This is a genomic window from Campylobacter porcelli, assembly GCF_002139855.1.
Taxonomy (GTDB): Bacteria; Campylobacterota; Campylobacteria; order Campylobacterales; family Campylobacteraceae; genus Campylobacter; species Campylobacter porcelli.
Genome location: NZ_CP018789.1, coordinates 36,121 through 55,363, shown reverse-complemented (window position 1 = coordinate 55,363; position 19,243 = coordinate 36,121). Strand labels below are relative to the sequence as shown.

At 35.9% G+C, this 19,243-nt stretch carries 18 protein-coding genes; all 18 read right to left on the bottom strand.

Features of this window, described 5'->3' with window-relative positions; translation table 11 throughout:
• Nucleotides 1–39: 39 nt before the first annotated feature.
• Nucleotides 40–852, bottom strand: a complete 813-nt coding sequence (locus CSUIS_RS00280; protein ID WP_086296670.1) for a 3'(2'),5'-bisphosphate nucleotidase CysQ family protein — start codon at nucleotides 850–852, stop codon at nucleotides 40–42.
• Nucleotides 824–2,095, bottom strand: a complete 1,272-nt coding sequence (locus tag CSUIS_RS00275) for a citrate synthase (protein WP_086237583.1) — start codon at nucleotides 2,093–2,095, stop codon at nucleotides 824–826. Before CSUIS_RS00275 ends, CSUIS_RS00280 begins: the two co-directional genes overlap by 29 nt.
• Before the next feature lie 78 nt (nucleotides 2,096–2,173).
• Complete coding sequence (locus CSUIS_RS00270) at nucleotides 2,174–3,340, bottom strand: cation:proton antiporter (RefSeq protein WP_086296669.1); 1,167 nt, start codon at nucleotides 3,338–3,340, stop codon at nucleotides 2,174–2,176.
• On the bottom strand, nucleotides 3,321–4,166 hold the full coding sequence (locus tag CSUIS_RS00265; RefSeq protein ID WP_236845286.1) for a biotin synthase: 846 nt from the start codon (nucleotides 4,164–4,166) through the stop codon (nucleotides 3,321–3,323). Before CSUIS_RS00265 ends, CSUIS_RS00270 begins: the two co-directional genes overlap by 20 nt.
• On the bottom strand, nucleotides 4,156–6,240 hold the full coding sequence (gene topA / locus CSUIS_RS00260) for a type I DNA topoisomerase (RefSeq protein ID WP_086296668.1): 2,085 nt from the start codon (nucleotides 6,238–6,240) through the stop codon (nucleotides 4,156–4,158). The genes CSUIS_RS00265 and topA overlap by 11 nt, the downstream gene beginning before the upstream one ends.
• An 80-nt stretch (nucleotides 6,241–6,320) precedes the next feature.
• A complete protein-coding gene (locus tag CSUIS_RS00255) occupies nucleotides 6,321–7,727 on the bottom strand; it encodes an NADH-quinone oxidoreductase subunit N (RefSeq protein WP_086296667.1) in 1,407 nt (468 codons plus the stop codon).
• Entirely contained in the window at nucleotides 7,724–9,202 is a 1,479-nt protein-coding gene (locus CSUIS_RS00250; protein WP_086296666.1) for a complex I subunit 4 family protein, read from the bottom strand. Before CSUIS_RS00250 ends, CSUIS_RS00255 begins: the two co-directional genes overlap by 4 nt.
• Nucleotides 9,199–11,004, bottom strand: a complete 1,806-nt coding sequence (gene nuoL, locus CSUIS_RS00245) for an NADH-quinone oxidoreductase subunit L (protein WP_086296665.1) — start codon at nucleotides 11,002–11,004, stop codon at nucleotides 9,199–9,201. The genes CSUIS_RS00250 and nuoL overlap by 4 nt, the downstream gene beginning before the upstream one ends.
• Nucleotides 10,994–11,302: an NADH-quinone oxidoreductase subunit NuoK gene (gene nuoK, locus CSUIS_RS00240; RefSeq protein WP_086296664.1), complete on the bottom strand. Its 309-nt coding sequence runs from the start codon at nucleotides 11,300–11,302 to the stop codon at nucleotides 10,994–10,996. The genes nuoL and nuoK overlap by 11 nt, the downstream gene beginning before the upstream one ends.
• Nucleotides 11,295–11,789 (bottom strand): NADH-quinone oxidoreductase subunit J family protein, encoded by a 495-nt coding sequence (locus tag CSUIS_RS00235; RefSeq protein ID WP_086296663.1) that lies wholly within the window; start codon nucleotides 11,787–11,789, stop codon nucleotides 11,295–11,297. Before CSUIS_RS00235 ends, nuoK begins: the two co-directional genes overlap by 8 nt.
• Complete coding sequence (locus CSUIS_RS00230; protein WP_192940189.1) at nucleotides 11,789–12,286, bottom strand: NuoI/complex I 23 kDa subunit family protein; 498 nt, start codon at nucleotides 12,284–12,286, stop codon at nucleotides 11,789–11,791. The genes CSUIS_RS00235 and CSUIS_RS00230 overlap by 1 nt, the downstream gene beginning before the upstream one ends.
• Complete coding sequence (locus tag CSUIS_RS00225; RefSeq protein WP_086296662.1) at nucleotides 12,276–13,550, bottom strand: complex I subunit 1/NuoH family protein; 1,275 nt, start codon at nucleotides 13,548–13,550, stop codon at nucleotides 12,276–12,278. The genes CSUIS_RS00230 and CSUIS_RS00225 overlap by 11 nt, the downstream gene beginning before the upstream one ends.
• Nucleotides 13,547–14,926, bottom strand: coding sequence for an NADH-quinone oxidoreductase subunit G (locus tag CSUIS_RS00220; RefSeq protein WP_086296661.1), 1,380 nt, complete (start codon nucleotides 14,924–14,926; stop codon nucleotides 13,547–13,549). The genes CSUIS_RS00225 and CSUIS_RS00220 overlap by 4 nt, the downstream gene beginning before the upstream one ends.
• Before the next feature lie 3 nt (nucleotides 14,927–14,929).
• A complete protein-coding gene (gene nuoF, locus CSUIS_RS00215; RefSeq protein WP_086296660.1) occupies nucleotides 14,930–16,144 on the bottom strand; it encodes an NADH-quinone oxidoreductase subunit NuoF in 1,215 nt (404 codons plus the stop codon).
• On the bottom strand, nucleotides 16,131–16,622 hold the full coding sequence (locus CSUIS_RS00210; RefSeq protein ID WP_086296659.1) for an NADH-quinone oxidoreductase subunit NuoE family protein: 492 nt from the start codon (nucleotides 16,620–16,622) through the stop codon (nucleotides 16,131–16,133). The genes nuoF and CSUIS_RS00210 overlap by 14 nt, the downstream gene beginning before the upstream one ends.
• Nucleotides 16,619–18,301: an NADH-quinone oxidoreductase subunit D gene (locus tag CSUIS_RS00205; protein ID WP_086296658.1), complete on the bottom strand. Its 1,683-nt coding sequence runs from the start codon at nucleotides 18,299–18,301 to the stop codon at nucleotides 16,619–16,621. Before CSUIS_RS00205 ends, CSUIS_RS00210 begins: the two co-directional genes overlap by 4 nt.
• Entirely contained in the window at nucleotides 18,294–18,800 is a 507-nt protein-coding gene (locus tag CSUIS_RS00200; RefSeq protein WP_086242429.1) for an NADH-quinone oxidoreductase subunit B, read from the bottom strand. The genes CSUIS_RS00205 and CSUIS_RS00200 overlap by 8 nt, the downstream gene beginning before the upstream one ends.
• On the bottom strand, nucleotides 18,791–19,153 hold the full coding sequence (locus CSUIS_RS00195) for an NADH-quinone oxidoreductase subunit A (RefSeq protein ID WP_086242428.1): 363 nt from the start codon (nucleotides 19,151–19,153) through the stop codon (nucleotides 18,791–18,793). The genes CSUIS_RS00200 and CSUIS_RS00195 overlap by 10 nt, the downstream gene beginning before the upstream one ends.
• Nucleotides 19,154–19,243 lie beyond the last annotated feature (90 nt).

Sequence of the window (19,243 nt, the reverse complement as noted above, 5' to 3'; positions counted from 1 at the left end):
AAAATTTAAGCTAATGCTAAAAGTTAATTTAGACTTCAATTAATCAATATTATTGCTAAATTTAATATTTTTCGATGAATTTAGATAGTCTAAATATCTGCTTAAATTTGGCTTTTGTAAGCTACTCAAAGCTATAAAATTATCATTTAATGTCTCCTTTTTAGCATAATTTAAAGGTTTTAAATCACTTAAAGATAGCATAATTCCACCACTTTGATGAAGTAAAAAATCCCCAGCAGCCGTATCCCACAAACTAGAGCCATATAGCCTGATAAATACCCCAGCAAAACCTTGAACTAGATATGGAAATTTGATAGCTGAGCTGAGTTTAATAATATCTAAATTAAAATTTTTAGCAAATTTATCTATATCGTTTTTAGATTTTCCGCTTATTAATGAGCTTTCATTCTCATTTATACTGATAATCTCGCCATTTTTATATATGCTAGAGCCTTGATAGCTACTATATATTTGATTATGAACTGGAGAGTATATCACTCCTAAAATTGGTCTAGAGCGATAAATCAACGCTATACACACACAGAATTCTCCACTCCTAGATACAAATTCCCTAGTCCCATCAAGCGGATCAACTAGCCAAAATATAGAGCTTTCATCTCTTTGATTAAATGGCAAAATACTCTCTTCAGAGCATATTGGAATTTGAGTTTTGCTTAAGATTTTATATATAGCCTCATTAGCTAATAAATCAGCCGTTGTAAGAAGTGAATTATCTTTTTTATAATAAATTTGAAACTTGCTATAAGATTTTAAGATCTCTGCCCCAGCGGCAAGCGCCGCCTTTAGGGCAATTTGATGTAGATTACTTAGGTTGAGATGCTGGTCCGACATATAGCTGTCTTGGGCGAACAATTTTGATATTATCTTGAGATTTTAGCTCCATCCATTGACTTAACCAGCCAGGAACCCTACCCATCACAAAGATAGCCGCAAACATCTCATTTGGAATTCCTAAAGCTTTTAAGATTACGCCACTATGGAAATCAACATTTGGATAGAGATTTCTTGATACGAAATACTCATCATTTAATGCTATCTCTTCAATTCTAGTAGCGACTTTTATTAGATTGCTATCGATACCGATTTCATCAATTAATTTATCTCTTAATCCTTTTAAGACTTTCGCTCTTGGGTCAAAGTTTTTATAGACTCTATGCCCAAAGCCCATTAGACGGAATGGGTCATTTTTATCTTTTGCTTTTTTGATGAATTCATCTACTCTATCTGGAGTGCCTATCATCTCAAGCTGTCTTATAACGCCCTCATTAGCACCACCATGAGCATGCCCCCAAAGCGCACCTATACCAGCACTTATACAAGAGTATGGATGAGCGTGAGTTGAACCAACAGTTCTAACTGTGGTAGTAGAGGCGTTTTGCTCGTGGTCTGCGTGTAGCATTAGTATGGTATCAAAGGCTTTTACTTCGATTGGTTTTAGATCTACTTTATCGTGCGGGAATGCTCTTAACATATATAAGAAATTCTCTGTAAATCCGCGATCCAAATCTGGATAAATCACAGGGAAGCCTCTTACATGGCGATAGTGAAATGCTATCATAGTAGGGATTTTAGCTACCATTCTTTTAGCTAATTCCATATAATCTTTCATATCATCAAAGCTCATATCCCTTTTGTAGTAGGCACTCATAGTAGCCACACTAGCTTGTAAAACTGCCATAGGATGAGCCTTATCAGGGAAACAGTCAAATAGCTTAATCATCTTCTCATTTAGATAACTTCTCTCTTTTAACTCTTGGCGAAATGCGTTTAATTCATCATCGCTTGGGAGTTTGCCGTTAAATAGTAGATATACTAAATCTAGATATTTTTTATTCTCAGCAAGCCACGCTATATCATAGCCCCTATGCATCAAAGTGCCAGCCTCGCCATCGATATATGTAATAGCTGAGCGACACATCGCAGTGCTAGTATATCCACGGTCAAATGTAAACATACCAGTATCTTTATATAAAGTAGATATATCTATAACGCTAGGCCCTAAAGTACCATCAAGAATAGGAAATTCATAACTCTTTCCATTTCTGTTGTCAGTTAATGTTACTGTGTTACTCATTTTGATCCTTTTATTAAAATTTTTTATATCTTATCTAAATTTTATTTAAATTAAATTGCCCTTAAATATCTAACTTAATTATTTAAGGCGAAATTTAAGATAATTTGTAAATTTTATTAATATCATAGACAAAATCACCTCAAAAATACTAGCAATAATAAAAGCAAAATATAGCTCTTTTGGTATATTCCCAGCATTATAAGCCACAGTAGCTACTGCCACTAAAAGCGTAAGTGGCATTGAGAGCGATAAACCAAAAAGAATGCTATCATACAATCCAAAACGCTTTATAAATATCATAGAAGCCATCACACGCACAATAATCATAAATATCATTAGTTTTACAGCATTATCAATCACTCCAGGCGTTAAAATATAGCCAAGCTCCACGGTCGTGCCAATATATACAAAAAATATAGGCACTAAAAAGCCAAACCCAAAGCTACCAAGCTTATGTGGGAGATCTTTTTTATGATTAAAAAATGTCGCTATAAAACTTCCAGCGATAAACGCACCTAAGACAATCTCTAAATTTAGATATATCATCACTGCTACAGTGCTAAAAAATAGAGCCATAGAAAGGCGAATATCCTTCTCGCTCTTATCATCGTGTGGCATTAGTAGAATTTTAAGATTTGGATACCACCAAAATAGCACTTCAAGCCCCTTAAATCCAAGCATACAAAGCACAATAAATAATATAAGATAGTATATACTGCTAAATAATTCAGCCGAGCTACCAAATTCAATATACGCCGACATAAGGGTTAAAAGAGCGATACTTACCACCTCTCCTATGCCTCCAGCTATCATAGCTGTATTTAGCCAAGGCTCATTTTTACCATACTCTTTAAACAGGGTAGATAGTATCCCAACAGACATAAGTGGCACCACCACAATAACCAAAAATGTTGGCGATATAAATGCCCCGATAATCCCAGCTATAATGTATAAAATAGCGATATAAGAAAGGACTAACTTTATAATGCTTTTTTCGATTTTAAAAAACGATTTTAGATCTATCTCTGTCCCAGCTAAAAACATAAGATAGAAAAACCCAACTTCTGCTACTATCTTAAATGGCTCACTATGCGGGATAAAACCAAAAAACCCACAAAGAATTCCCAAAATAATCTCTATAGGAGCAATTGGTATCTTTGTTATTTTGGAAATATATGGCGATATGAAAATTATAAACGCCAAAACTAATAAAATAGAAAGCTCATTAGTGGCACTGTGATGCAAACTCAAAGCCTCTTTTTCTTAGCTCAGCTATATCCTTACTAGCAACCTCGCCACTAGTAGTAAGATAATCACCAACCACGATGGCACTAGCGCCATTTTCTAAAATTTCATACTGTCTATCTCCTAGCACCACCTCTCTACCACCAGCTACCATTATTCTAGTATTTGGCAAGGCTTTGGCTGTATCTTTTAATATGCCTAAAGCCTCATCGGCACTAAGCTTTGGCTCTTTGATTTTTAATGCGGGATTTGGTATGAAAAAATTAATAGGGCTAGTAAATGGATTTAGCTCTTTGAGTGAATTTCTAAAGCTTATCCTATCTTCATTACTCTCTCCAAGCCCATAAATCCCACCGCAGCATAGCTCAAGACCAGCTTTTTTAGCATTTAAATTCGTCTCAAATCTCTCATCCCAGCTATGAGTGGAGCAAATTTTAGGGAAAAACTCGCGACTAGTTTCAAGATTGTGGTTATAGCTGAAAATTCCAGCATTTTTAAGCTCTTTTAAGCTCTCATAACTCGCACTTCCATTACAGGCTATAAGCATTAGCTCAGGCACCTCTTTTTGCAAAGTTTTAGCAGTTTGGCAGATAAACTCAAGCTTGTTATCATCAAGCCCCCTACCGCTAGTTACAAGGCAAAAGCCAAGAGCTTTATTAGCTCTAGCCATTTTGGCTTCAGTTAGAATTTGCTCTATGCTTTTTTGTTTATATCTATTTATATCAGCTTTTACATGAGCGCTTTGAGTGCAATACGCACAATCTTCAGGACAATTTCCACTACTAACATTACATATCGCACAGAGCATTACTACCTTATTTGTCATCTTTCACCTCTTCTTTAAATTTACACTGCAAACACTCGTTAAAATCGCCTTTTTTTAACTCTTTTAAGATCATAGGAGCGTTGCAACTTGGGCAATTCTTGCCAGCTGGTTTATATTTGCTTATAAAATTACATTTTGGATAGTTTAAACAGCCATAAAATTTCCCTTTTTTTCCAAATCTCTCTACCAATTCACCACCGCATTCAGGGCATTTTATACCTATTTTAGCGGGTTCTTTTTTCTCTAATTTATCAGATTTACCCAAATTTCTACTATATTTACATTTTGGGAAATTTAAACAGGCTATAAACTCGCCAAATCTACCCTTTCTCTTAACTAGCTCCCCACCGCATTCAGGGCATTTCTCGCCTATTGGTTCGGCTACTTTTTGGCTTTTTATATTTGTCTTTCCATCATTGATTTTTTGGATAAAAGGGTTATAAAAGCTAGATAGCACCTCTTGCCAATTGGCTTTATTCTCAGCAATATCATCAAGCTTTTTCTCCATTTTAGAAGTAAATTCGCTATCTACAATATCATTAAAATGCTCTTCAAGCACCGAAGTCATGGTAAATGCAATATCATTTGGTATTAGCTGCTTTTTCTCTACTTTTACATAATCACGGCTTGTTAAAAGCGAAATAGTCGGCGCATAGGTGCTAGGTCTGCCAATCCCAAGACTCTCTAGCTTTTTTACCAGTCCAGCCTCAGAGTAGCGACTAGGTGGCTCGGTAAAATGGCTACTGCTTTGCATACTTTGGACGCTTAAATCATCGCCGATATTTAAAGATGGCAAGACTATATCCTTGTCTATATCGCCATAAACCTTATAAAATCCATCAAATATCACCTTTCTGCCTGAGAGTTTAAATTTAGAATTATCGCTTTTTATGATGATATTTTGCGTTTGAGATATGCTAGGATTCATCTGGGAGGCTAAAAATCTATTATAGATAAGGGTGTAAAGCTTTAAAAGATCTTTATCTAAAAATTTAGCAGCAATATCAGGAGTAAAGCTCAAATTTGTCGGTCGAATGGCTTCATGAGCCTCTTGAGCGCCCTTGCTTTTAGTCGCATATATTTGAGCCTTTGATGGCAAGTATTTATCACCAAATTCGCTCTTTATAAGCTTCCTTGCAGCTTCTACTGCTTCTTTGGCTAAATTTAAACTATCAGTTCTCATATAGGTTATAGCACCCATAAATCCACTATTTGTCTGCACACCTTCATATAGAGTTTGGGCTAACATCATAGTCTTTTTAGGGCTAAAGCCAAGCCTATTTGACGCACTTTGCTGAAGAGTTGAAGTCATAAAAGGCGGTTGTGGGCTAGTTTTTCTCTCTTTGGATTCAATATCGCTAATTTTAAATTTATCTGCTTTTAAAATATCTAAAATATATTGAGCCCTTTGAGGGTTGGTTATAGTGAGTTTTTCTATTTTTGAGCCTTGAAATTCGATAAGCTCAGCTTCTAAATCATCTTTAAATTTAGTATCAATGCTAAAGTATTCAATGCTTTTAAATTCCCTTATCTCTCGCTCACGATCAACTAAAATTTTAAGAGCTGAGCTTTGGACGCGTCCAGCACTTAGGCCCCTTTGAATTTTGATATTTAAAAGCGGACTTAGCTTATATCCTACTATTCTATCTAGAAGTCTTCTTGCTTGTTGTGCATTTACGCTATTCATATCTAGCTCTCTAGGATTAGCTAGAGCTGCTTCAATGGCACTCTTTGTGATTTCGTGAAAGACTATTCTAGGTAGAGTTTCAGGCCTTTTACCAATTGCTGTTGCGATATGATAAGCAATCGCCTCGCCCTCTCTATCCTCATCGGTCGCAAGATAGATGGTATCAGCACTCTTAGCAAGCTCTTTAATCTCTTTTACTATAGCGGAGTGGTCGCTGCTAATCCTATACTCTGGAGTAAATTTATCCCCTTCTATCTTAATGCCAAAGCTAGATTTAGGCAAGTCTCTAATATGCCCTTTACTAGCTATAACCTTATACTCAGAACTTAAGAAATTTTTTATAGTTTTAGCTTTAGCTGGAGATTCAACTATTATTAACTTACTCATATATCGCCCCAAATTCAGTTAGGCGTAATTTTACCAAAAAACTATAAAATAGATATAAAACAGTCTAACAATAGCTAAATTTAGCCCACTATCAAAGATAAATAGCCTAAAATTGAGCTAATCCCAATCCCCTCTAAAATCACAAAAGCAATCGCTAAAATACTTAAAATTCCTATCCAGACAGCTCTACATTTTGGGATTATGATAGCTTGATTTGGCGATTTAAAATATATGCTAATTATGATTCTTAAATAGTAATATACTGATAAAATGGTATTAATGATACCAAAAATTGCCAAATACGCATTACCAGCTTCAAAAGCACTTGAGAATACATAAACCTTACCCAAAAATCCCACCGTATATGGAAATCCAATATATGAAAGGCAGATAATAGTAAATGCTAAAGCGCCAAGCGGTGAGCTATGATATAATCCTGCGATGGAGTCTATGGTAACTTGTTTATCGCCAAAGAGTGAATTTAAAAGCAAAAAGCCAAATCCAGTTGTAATAGCATAAATCGTGATATAAAACACCCCAGCAAATAGCGGATTTTCGACATTCAAACTAGCTAAATTTATAAAAATATACCCAGCATGAACGATCCCAGCGGCTATTAAAATCTTTTTGACATCAATCTCTTTTAGGCTTAAAAAGTTGCCTATAAACATACTAAATATCGCCACAACGCTAAATATAATGGCTAAAATCTCATCCCAGCCACCGCTATAAAGCAAGGCAAATTTAATCAACATTCCAAAACTAGCTAATTTAAACGCTCCGGCTAAATATCCAGTTATACTCGTGCTTGCTCCATAATACACATCAATGCTCCAGCGATAAAAGCCAAAAATCGCAATCTTAAAAAACATCATAGAGATAATTAGCATAGCGCCAATTGTAGCAATAAGTGATGGGGATATTAATCTGCTTATTATCTCATATTTTGTTGTTTGCGTATCGCCAAAAATCAGTGCTGCACCAAGCAAATAAAACGCACTCATAAATGATGAAAGCAAGAAGTATTTAAAGGCCGCTTCAATGCTTTTGGTGTTTGAATTTAAAGCTATCATAGCATATATGGATATGGAGGCAATCTCTATAAAAATCAGCGTGGTTATAATTTCGCTTGAGATTATCATACCTATCATACCAAATGAGGCTAAATTTGCTAATGCTATAAGCTCAGGCTTAAAATAGCTCTCATCATCGCTAAAATATAAAGTAGCTAAAAATATCATCATAAGAAAGGCTATAACAACGCAAAATATAAACTCAAATTGCCCAAGAATTATAAATTCATTAACAAAAAATGGTATATCACTACTAAATATCTGAACTCTAAAAGCAAAAAATGAGATTAAAATAACAGCCCAAAAAGCTAAATTTAACCCTAAAAGTAGGGCTTTATTAATCCTTGTAACGCTTAAAAATATATTAGCTATAATAGCGGCTATTGATAGTAAAAAAGGTGTTAAAGCTATCATTCTTGCCCCTTTAAATTTGATTTTATATATTTTTCATAGTGGCTTTGGATTGTGCCTTGAGATAGATCTAAAATTGGTTTAGGATATATACCCATCACAAATATCACAATCGCCACAAGGCTAAATGCTATAATTTGAGATTTTCTAAGCTCTTTAAATTTATCTGTAATTTCATTTACGCTTTGTAAAATTGCCTTGCGATAGACCACAAACATATACACAGCACCAACTATAATAGAGGTTGTAGCGATAATGCCATATATTAAATTTGTTTTAAATAGACCAACTAAGATTAAAAGCTCTGCTACAAAGCCAATTGTCGTAGGAAGTCCCACGCTTGAGAGCATCATAATGCCAAATATCGTAGCAAAAATAGGAGCCTTATGAGCTATACCACCAAGATTACTAATCTTGCGAGTACCTAGCTGAGAGCTGATAATGCCTACCATCAAAAACATCGCACCACTAGTTAAGGCATGAGCTACAATCTGATACATTGCCCCACTCATTCCCACTACATCAAGGCTAAAAACCCCAGCTAAGATTAATCCTAAATGCGAGGCTGAAGCAAATGCCAAAAGTGTTTTAAAGTCATCACACCTAAGCGCAATCACCCCAAAATATATCATAGAAAATATCCCAAGTGCCACAAAATAGCTAGAAAATTCCACAAAACTAAGAGAAAATATCGGCAATACAAATCTCAAAATCGCAAATATAGCCACCTTAGACGCAATGGCTGAGAGCATAAATGTAGCCACGCTAGGAGAATGAGTATATGCCCCACTAAGCCACATATGAAATGGAAACAAAGGAAGCTTAATCACAAAGGCTATCATAAAGCTAAAAAATAGTATTCGCTCTGCCATCAAGCTTAAATTTAAATTAGCCAAATCAGCTAAAGCAAAGCTATAAAAGCCAAATTCAAAATAGTGAGCCACGCCAAGATAGATAATCGCCCCAAGCATAATCATCGATCCAAATATCGCATAATACATCATATCAAGCATAGCCTTAGCTCGTTTAATGCTTTTACCATATAGTCCAGTCATTATAAATATCGGCAAGAGCATCATCTCCCAACCAGCATAGAAAAATATCAAATCAAGTGAGCTACAAACAGCCAAAAATCCACTCTCTATAAAAAGCAAATTCGCCCAAAAGCCCCTCTCTTGATCCCTAAGCACAAAAAACAAAAATGGCAAAAATAGAGTAATAATCAAAATAAGATAGATATTAATCCCATCAACGCCAACCATATATGTAATCCCATAGCTTTGCACTAGCGGGATAATATCTACAAACTGCAATCCACCAGCTGGGTCAAAACCAATAGTCATAATAACAGCCAAAATCGCCACAAAAACAGAGCCACTAAAAGCTATAATCTTACCCCAAAAATTATTACAAAACAGAGCTATAAAAACCCCTAATAAAAATGGTATAAATATAATCAAACTCAAGATACTACTCATAAAATAGCCTTTGAAAATATAATAATAACACAGATGAAAAATAGCATATAAAACGCATATGAACTAGCTAAGCCACTTTGAGTGTATCTAGCATAAATTTGGCTAAATGCCCTAAATGCTAAAGCACTAAGCTCAACAAGCGGATATAAAATTTTATCATCTACAATCTTGCGTAAAAAGCAGCTAATTCGTTTTAAATTTTCTACAAAAACAAAATCATATATCTCATCTATGTAGAATTTATTTGCTACGATACTCTCAAATTTACCCATTTTCTCCTCGCAGTTTTTGTAGTTATAAAATTTCTTATAAGCGATGAAAATACCAATAGCAGATACCACCATACTCACCACTCCAGCGATGATCTCCACCATCAAAGTCGGATGATTAATATCTAAAAATATAGCCATAAATCCACCACCTAAAGCAAATAAACAAAGTATATAATTCACCCCAAGCATACTAAATGGCACCTTATGCTGTTTTGGTGCTGGATTTTGTGAGTAAAATACTAAGAAAAATAGCCTAAAGCAATAATATGCCGTAAGACCTGCGGTAAATAGCAAGATGGCAAATATCGTATAATGCCCTGAGAGCAACGCCCCAAGGATAATAGCATCTTTAGAGAAAAATCCAGCAAAAGGAAATATCCCGCTAATTGCAAGCATACCAAATAGCATTGGGTAATATAGAGATTTATTATCCTTTAAATTCCCCATTTTAAAGATATTTTGCTCATGATGAAGTGCTATGATTATAGCTCCAGCACTCAAAAATAAAAGTGCTTTAAAAAATCCATGGGTAAATAGATGATACATAGCAGCCCCAGAGCTATAGCTAAGTGCGGCAAACATATATCCTAATTGGCTCATTGTAGAGTAGGCTAAAATCTTTTTAATATCAGTAGCCTTTGTCGCAATAATCCCAGCAAACAACGCTCCAGCCGCACCAATCCCTGCTAAAACCTCCACTGGCAAACTAAGCCCAGCAAATAAAAACTCAAACCTAACCACCATATAAACCCCAGCTGTAACCATAGTCGCAGCGTGGATTAGGGCTGAAATCGGCGTTGGACCAGCCATCGCATCAGGTAGCCAAGTGTATAGCGGAATTTGAGCCGATTTAGCCAAAGCTCCAGCGATAAAACAAAATGCGATAAATATCGCCACACTAGGGCTAAAGCTAACTTCATTTAAGCCAATATAATCAAATTTAACCCCACTACTAGCAAGATATAAAGCAATAAGCCCAATCAAAAAGCCAAAATCACCAATTCTATTTAAGATAAAGGCTTTATTACCAGCTTTTACATTATCTTTATCATTAAAATAAAAGGCGATTAATAGATATGAGCATACGCCCACACCCTCCCAGCCAACAAACATTAAAATAGGATTATTAGCCAAAACCAAAATCAGCATTGAAGCTAAGAATAAATTCATATAACAAAAAAACTTACCAAAGCCCTCATCGCCATCCATATATCCTATAGAATAAAAATGGATAAGCATACCCAAAAATGCTACAAATATCGCCATCACAAGGCTAAGGCTATCAAGGTAAAATCCCACATTTATGCTAAATCCAGCAATATCTAGCCAGTTAAATAGCTCTAAATTTAGGCTATTTCCATAGCTATTAGCAAACAATAAAGCCATAGCTACAAAGCTAACTACAGGTCCAGCCATACCCAAAAAGGCAAAAAACCCTTGAGATAAGCCAAGAACTCTTCTAGAAAGATATAAAATTCCAAGCAAAAAACTACCGATAATTGGTGCTAAAATTACGATATTAACTAGCATTACCATCCTTTAACTCTTTAAAGCTATCTATATTTAGAGTCTGTTTAGACTTATGCAATAGCGTAATGAGCGCTAGACCAAAGCTAGCCTCAGCTGCGGCTATAGCGATAACTAGCATTACGATGACTTGACCATCTAAATTTAAATTAACCCTAGCAAATATCGCAAAAAGCAAAGCAACAGCATTTAACATCAGCTCAATAGACATAAAAATAGTAAAGATATTCTTACGCAAAATAACACCGCAAATCCCAATCACAAAGAGCAAAATCGCTACAAATATATAGTTCTCAACCATTATTTTTGCCTTTTAAAATCGCCACAACCCCCACTAAAGCAGCAGTTAAAAGTAGCGAAATCATCTCAAAACTAAATCCCCAGTTAAAAAATAGATATTTTCCAAGTAGAGCAATATCCCCAAACCCATCAGGCACAATCTCAAAGCTACTAGGCATTAACGAAAGCCAGTAAGCCAAAAAGCCAAAAACAACTAATGGCAAAGCGACTTGGAGCATTTGAATAAAGCTAAATTTAGCCCATAAACTATCAGATTTTATATTAAAAAACATCATCACAAATACCGATAAAACCATAATCGCCCCAGCATATACTACTATTTGGATTAAAAATAGAGTTTTAGCATATAATAAAAGATATAACCCAGCTATAGCCACAAGAGAGACAATCATAGATAATGCCCCATGGATTGGCGCTTTAAAGCTAATTAGCCCCAAAGCTCCTAAAATAGCTAAAAATGAGAAGTTAATAAACAAAAAATTCTCCATCAAAACTCTCCCCTTTTTCTACTACTAAGCTCATTTATATCGCTAATAAAGCTATCTTTGCTACCTTCAACCTTAGTAAATATCCCACTATCCATTCTAATGGCATCTTTAGGACAAGCCTCCACGCAAAGCCCACAAAATACACACTCCAAAAGATCTATATTAAAAACCTTTGGAGCTTTTTCTTTGCTATTAGGTACTTCACAAGCTTCTATAAATATACACTTAGCAGGACAAGCCGTAGCACACATATCGCACGCAACGCACTTTAGCTCTCCATTATCATATTTTGTTAGCCTATGAAGACCACGATACCTAGGGCTAATATCCTCTGGCTTTTGCTCTGGATACTCTAGAAATTCAATATTTTTTGTATTTAGCAAATTTCTAATAAAATGCTTAAAAGTCCTAGCCATTCCAGCGATGATATAAAATATATAAATTCGCTCTAAAAATGGCATTTTCTTACGCTCAATCTTCTTAATCTTAATTGCCATAAACCACCACCAATGCTGTAATAATAATATTTAAAATTGCCAATGGCATGAGCTTTTCCCAGCCTAAGCGTTGAATTTGGTCATATCTAAATCTAGGCAAAGTCCATCTTACCCATATAAATACAAGTAGCACAATAAAAGTTTTTAAGGCAAATACTATTAAATTCACCGCAGTAGCCACAATCTCAGCACCAAATTCACCCAAATTTCCATAAAAATATAAGCTTATAATATCTATAATCGCCACTATCACAATAGTCAAAGCGTAGTATATGATATTCTCTTTTTTTCTATGATCTTTATTTATTTTATATCTTGTAACATTATTTTTACTAACCCACCAGATAAATAATAGACCAAAAATAGTCGCCACTCCAGCTATGCTAAGTAACACAATCTCATAATTAGCAGCCAAACTAGCTTGTGAGAGATATGGCAAGGAGTATCCACCAAAAAATATCGTAACTATAAGCGCACTCATAGCTGTCATAGCGATATATTCAGCCATAAAAAACATAGCAAAGCTCATCGCACTATACTCTAGATGATACCCAGCTACTATCTCACTCTCCCCTTCAGCTAGGTCAAATGGAGCCCTATTAGTCTCAGCAAAAGCACAGATGATAAATATTATCGCCGCTAATGGCTGAATAAATATCCCCCACGAAGGAAGCCCTAAAAATGAGCCTTGCTGTGCTATCACAAAATCATTTAAACTAATTGAATTATATGTAATTATCATACTAACAACAGCAAGTCCTAGCGGAATTTCATAGCTTATAGCTCCACTAGCAGCACGCAAAGAGCCTAAAAGAGAGTATTTATTATTTGAGCTCCAACCAGCTAGCATAATACCATAAATGCTAAGACTAGCAAACCCCAAATACCATAGCATACCACCATCAAATGGGATTGCTTGCATAAGGTGCTTTACTCCATCAATGGTAAAATACTCACTAAAAGGAATTACAGCTATAGTAAGTGTGCTCATCAAAAATAGCACCATAGGAGCGATGGTAAATAGTGCTTTAGATCTAATGGCTGCTGGGGTAAAATCCTCTTTTATAGCTAGTTTCAAAGCATCAGCCAAGGCTTGAACTAACCCACCAAGCCTTATCCCAGCGATATTTGCTCTATTTGGGCCTGGGCGGTCTTGGATAAAGGCTGAAATTTTACGCTCTAAAAGCACCAAAACAGGTATCAAAGCCAAAATAAATATAAGAATAAACGCAATTCTAAATATAATTAGCCAAATCTCACTCATGCAAACGCCTTTAATATACTCATATCAAACTCCACCCTATCTCCCATAAGCTCACTTACAATATCGCAAATTCTAGGGCTAAGTGGCTCAAACGCACCCTTGCTAAATCGCAATTTGCCATCTATATTTAAGGTATGTCCATCTCTGTGATAGCTACTAGCACAAACTATATCCGCATCACTGTTTGAGCCGATTTTGATTAAGCTTTCAAACTCAAATTTATTAAGAAATTCAAAATCCTTGCCAAGGTGGAAGACTATTAAATTCTTAGATTTTTTATCTAAATTTTTATCTAGTCCAAGCCTATTTAATCCAACTCGATTAGCAGTTTTATTAGGCACTCTAAGCTTTAATCCAATCTCATCTTTAAAGCTCTTGTCCCTAAAATCGCTAAATCCATATAAACCCATATTAAATTTACTAGCCAAAATCTTAATAGCACTCATCTCTTCTATACTCAAAGAGCTTGAGATTAAAATATCATATTTATCGCCATTTGTCCTAATATCTAAGACCAAAGATGAGATCTTAGCACTATCATCACGCTTGATTACTTGCTCATTTTTGTAGCTATAGCGACCATAATCACAGATAAAATAGCCATTTACGCTACTCTCTCTAGGTCTAAATCTATAAATTTTACTATCTTGATATTTTGCCTTATTGCTATCAATCCATATAGCACAGCCCCTTTCGCACCCTTGGCAAATAGCTGGGGTCTTTTGAAGGTGCCAGACTCGCTTTTTAAATCTAAAATCAGCTGAAGTCATCGCTCCAACAGGACAAACATCTACTATATTACCAGCATATGGATTGTCTATTTTCTTGCCATTCATAAGCATTATATGGCTATGCTCACCACGCCCACCTACGGCTAACTCATAGCTTTGAGTGCATATTTGAGTAAATCTTACGCATCTTCTACAAAGCACGCATCTCTCTTCATCATGGACTACCAAAGAGCCAAAATCCTCTCTTTTGCCCTTTCTTACCTTATCAGCTAAGCTTACCTTGGAGTCTTGTAAATCAAATTTCATATAATAATCTTGTAAATCGCACTCTCCAGCTTGATCGCAAACTGGACAATCAAGCGGATGATTGATAAACTCAAGCTCCAAAATTCCACGCTGAACTGCCCTTGTAAGATCGCTATTTATCTTAATCTCCATACCATCTTTTATCGGCGTATCACAAGCGATTTGCGGACGCTTTTGCCCCACCACTTCTATTAAGCACATTCTACAATTGCCACTAACTCCAAGTGCTTCGTGGTAGCAAAAGTGCGGAATCTCGATATTGTGTTTTTTTAGCTCAGTAATTAGGTTGCCCTTCTCATCTACGCTAAATTTCTCTCCATCAACTATAATCTCTACCATATATTAATCCTTACAAAGCGCTAAAAACTCATCTTCAAATTTAGTTATAAATCCCATAATCACATCTTTGACCGCTGGAGCAAATACGCAAATTGTCTTACCATCAAGCATAAAGCAAATATCTTTTAAAGTAGCTAGATCTTTTTTACTCCCTTCGCCTTTACAAATTCTCTCTACCACTCGCATTCCCCAGCCACAGCCCTCACGGCATGGAGTGCATTGTCCACAGCTCTCTTCGGTATAAAACTCAAGCAAATTCAAAAGCACCTTAGGCATACTAACCGTATCGTCAAAAACCATCATACCGCCAGTTCCAAGAGCGCTTTTATACTCCCATAAATTCTCATAATCTAAGGTAGCTTTCATAACCTCATCTTTGGTAAGCACCGCAGCAGATGACCCACCAGGGATAACAGCCTTTAGCTCTCTATTTTTCCATACTCCACCGCCAAATTCATTGATAAAATCAATCATTTTAGTCCCAAATGGCATCTCTTTAACACACGGAGTATTTACGCACCCAGTAACGGCAAAAAGCAGAGTTCCAGGGGATTTTTGCGTTCCTACACTTCTATATTTTTCCCAACCATTTTTAACTATAAAAGGCACGCTAGCGATGGTTTCTACATTATTTACCACACACGCACTACCAAATAAAAAATCCGGCTCAGCTCTATTATGTGGCTTTAATCTTGGGTGGCCTCTTTTTCCTTCAATGCTTTCTAAAAGTGCGCTTTTCTCCCCACAAATATAAGCTCCAGCACCCTTACAAACGATAATATCCAAGCCACGCCTCTCATCTTTGGATTCATCAATTGCTCTTTTAATGCTTTGAAATTCTCTCTCATACTCACCCCTAATATAGATATATGCTCTACACGCACTAAGAGCGTAAGCTGAGATTATGATCCCTTCAATAAGCAGATGTGGATCAAGATTGAAAATATACTTATCCTTACAAGTTCCAGGCTCACTCTCATCGCCATTTACCACCAAATAGCGTTTATCGCTAGGCCAAGCTACCATATTCTTCCACTTAGTTCCGCAGTGACCGCCACCACCGCCCTTGCCCCTTAATCCGCTTTTATCAATGGCATCTACTATATCCATTCTTGGCATTTTTAGAATTTCATCTAAATTCGCATATGCCCCATGGGCTTTAGCAACCTCTATTTTATTGGCATTAGGTATATCAAATCTAGCACTAACGACCTTCATTTTCTCTCCTTAGCCTTTCTATTAACTCTATGATACTCTCCTTGGTTAGATCGCCGATTTGATCTAAATTTGATAGCATACAAGGCGCCTTCTCACAATACCCCAAGCACTCGCTCTCCCCAAGGCTAAAAAGCCCATCTTTAGTAGTTTCGCCCATCTTAATCCCAAGAAGATCGCTAGCGGCTTTTATCACTTCATCGCCACCTCTTAATTTACAAGTGATGGTCTTACAAAATTTAAGCTCATATTTACCCTTTTTGCTCTCATTAAACATAGAGTAAAAGCCCATAACTTCAGCAAAAAATATAGCCTTAATCCCAAGAGTTTTTTCTAAATACAATATATCTTCAGAGCTGATAAATCCTTGTCTTCTTTGTAAAATCCAAAGAGCTGGTAATACTAACGCCCTATCATCATCTACTTTGGTGCGAAGATTATTTAAGCCTTCTAGCTCATCTTTTGTGAATTCAAAACTCATCTATCTAGCTCCCCAGCAATTATATTTATACTACCTAAATTCAATATACTATCAGCGATCAGCCCACCTCTAACCATATCGCTAAATGCGTTTAAAGCGTAAAAGCAAGGCGGTCTAAGCTTTAAGCGGTATGGCATATTTTTCCCATCGCTAACGATGAAAAATCCTAGCTCACCATTACCCCCTTCACTCGCACCATAAAAATGCCCCACAGGAAGCTTAACTCCATCAAAAATTAGTTTAAAATGATTTATCAAAGCCTCGATATTGCCATATACTTCACTCTTTGGTGGGAGAATTATATCTTTATCTTTGATACAAATATCGCCACTTGGTATTTTCTTAATCGCTTGACGAATTATAGAGACACTCTCTTTCATCTCATAAAATCGCACAAACATTCTATCATATATATCCCCACAGCTACCAACAGGAACATTAAAATCAAAGCTATCATAATAGTAATATGGCTTATCTTTTCTTAAATCATAATCCACACCACTAGCTCTTAAATTTGGTCCAGTAAATCCATAGCTTAAGGCATCTTTAGCACTAATTTTACAAATATTTTGAACCCTATCTAGGAAAATTCTATTTTTCTCCACAAGGGTTAAGGTATCATCAATACCCTTTTGAACCTCTTTTAAATAGCCCAAAAGCTCATCTTCCCAACCATCATAAAAGTCATGCGCCATACCGCCAATTCTAGCAAATGAATTTGTAAATCTAGCTCCAGTTAAACAAGATAAGAAATTATAAATTTTCTCTCTAGGATTATATAGATACCAATAATTTGTAAGCGCCCCCATATCCACAAACATCGCCCCAAGGCAGACCTCATGATCGATAATACGAGCTAACTCACCTAAAATCACACGCATAAAAATCGCTCTATCAGGCAAATTCACACCTAAAATATCCTCTACAGCCTTAGCGTATGCGACATTATTTAGCATTGCTGAGCAGTAGTTTAATCTATCAGTATATGGAATGATTTGAGCATAAGTGTGGGTCTCACAGGACTTTTCAAATCCTCTATGCAAATAGCCAATCTCCGTTACACAAGCAGCGATTTTCTCCCCATCAAGCGCCATAAAATTGCGTATCGTTCCATGCGTAGCTGGGTGCGATGGACCTATATTTAAAAATGTATATTTGATCTTAAATTCATCATTTTCTTCACTAGCAAGACCAAGACTTAAGAGCTGATCTCTCATCTCATCAACCAAGCTATCGCTTTGAGTTAAAATTTGGTATTTATCAATTGGATAATCCTTTCTCAAAGGGTATCCCACAAACTCCTTATGATTTAAGATGCGTCTAAGGTTTGGATGATTATCAAATTTAACCCCATATTGATCATAGCACTCTCTCTCAGCCCAATTAGCACTTTTGTAAATTTGACTAACACTTTGAAGGCTCTGACCTTCATCTAAATCAGTTTGTATTATAAAATTCCCACCCCGTAAAGAGCTAAAAATATAGTATAAGCTAAATCTTTTTGGATTATTTAAATTTAGATTATCCACACAAGCAATATCTGCTAAAATCTCATATTTCATCTCATCACGAGCAAATTTAACCGCATTAAAAATATCATCACTAGCTACTATTGCGGTGGTAATGCCATTATATTCCGAGATTTTAGAACTAAATTTGGATATAAAACTACTAAGCATCTAAAAGCCCCTTAAAATCTCTATGGCGATCTTTTATACTACCAGCTTTTATCTTTTGCTGAATGGCTAAAATCGCATCAATTATCGCCTCTGGTCTTGGCGGACAACCGCTGATATAGGCGTCTACTGGTATTATCTGATCTATTCCTTGAAGGGTTGTATAATTATCATAAAATCCACCACTACTAGCACACGCCCCCATACTCACAACCCACTTTGGCTCACACATTTGATCATATATCTCTTTTAAAATTGGAGCTTGTTTAAACGATATTGTCCCAGCTACTATCATTAAATCAGCTTGACGCGGCGAAAACCGCATAACCTCAGCACCAAAACGGCTCAAATCATGCTTAGATGATACAGCACTCATAAACTCAATCGCACAGCACGCCGTCCCAAAAATCATAGGCCAAAGCGAATTTGACCTCCCCCAGTTAAAAAGTGCGTCTAATCTAGTTAAAATTAGATCATTTTTGACTAAATTTTCTATTCCCATCTTAAAATCTTCTTTTTATAAATATAGTATAAGCCAACAAGCAAAATAGCCATAAATACAAACATCTCTACCAAAGCATAAAGCCCAAGCTCCCTAAGGCTTACCGCCCACGGATACATAAAAACAGCCTCAATATCAAATATCACAAAGACAATTGCCACAAGGTAGTATTTGACATTTATGCTTGAGTTTATTCCACCATAAAAATTGACAATCCCACTTTCGTAAATTCTATCTTTTGAGCTATTGCTTTTGCCAGTTGGACCGATTTTTTTAGTGAAATAAAAAGCCACACAAAGTGCTAAAATGATGAATACATAGAGATATAAACTCCATACAAGATTACTATCCAAAGCCTTTTCCTTGAAATTTTACTTGAATTAACTAAGCAGAATTCTATCAAAACACTGCCATCCAATCAATATTATAATAAAATTAATTTT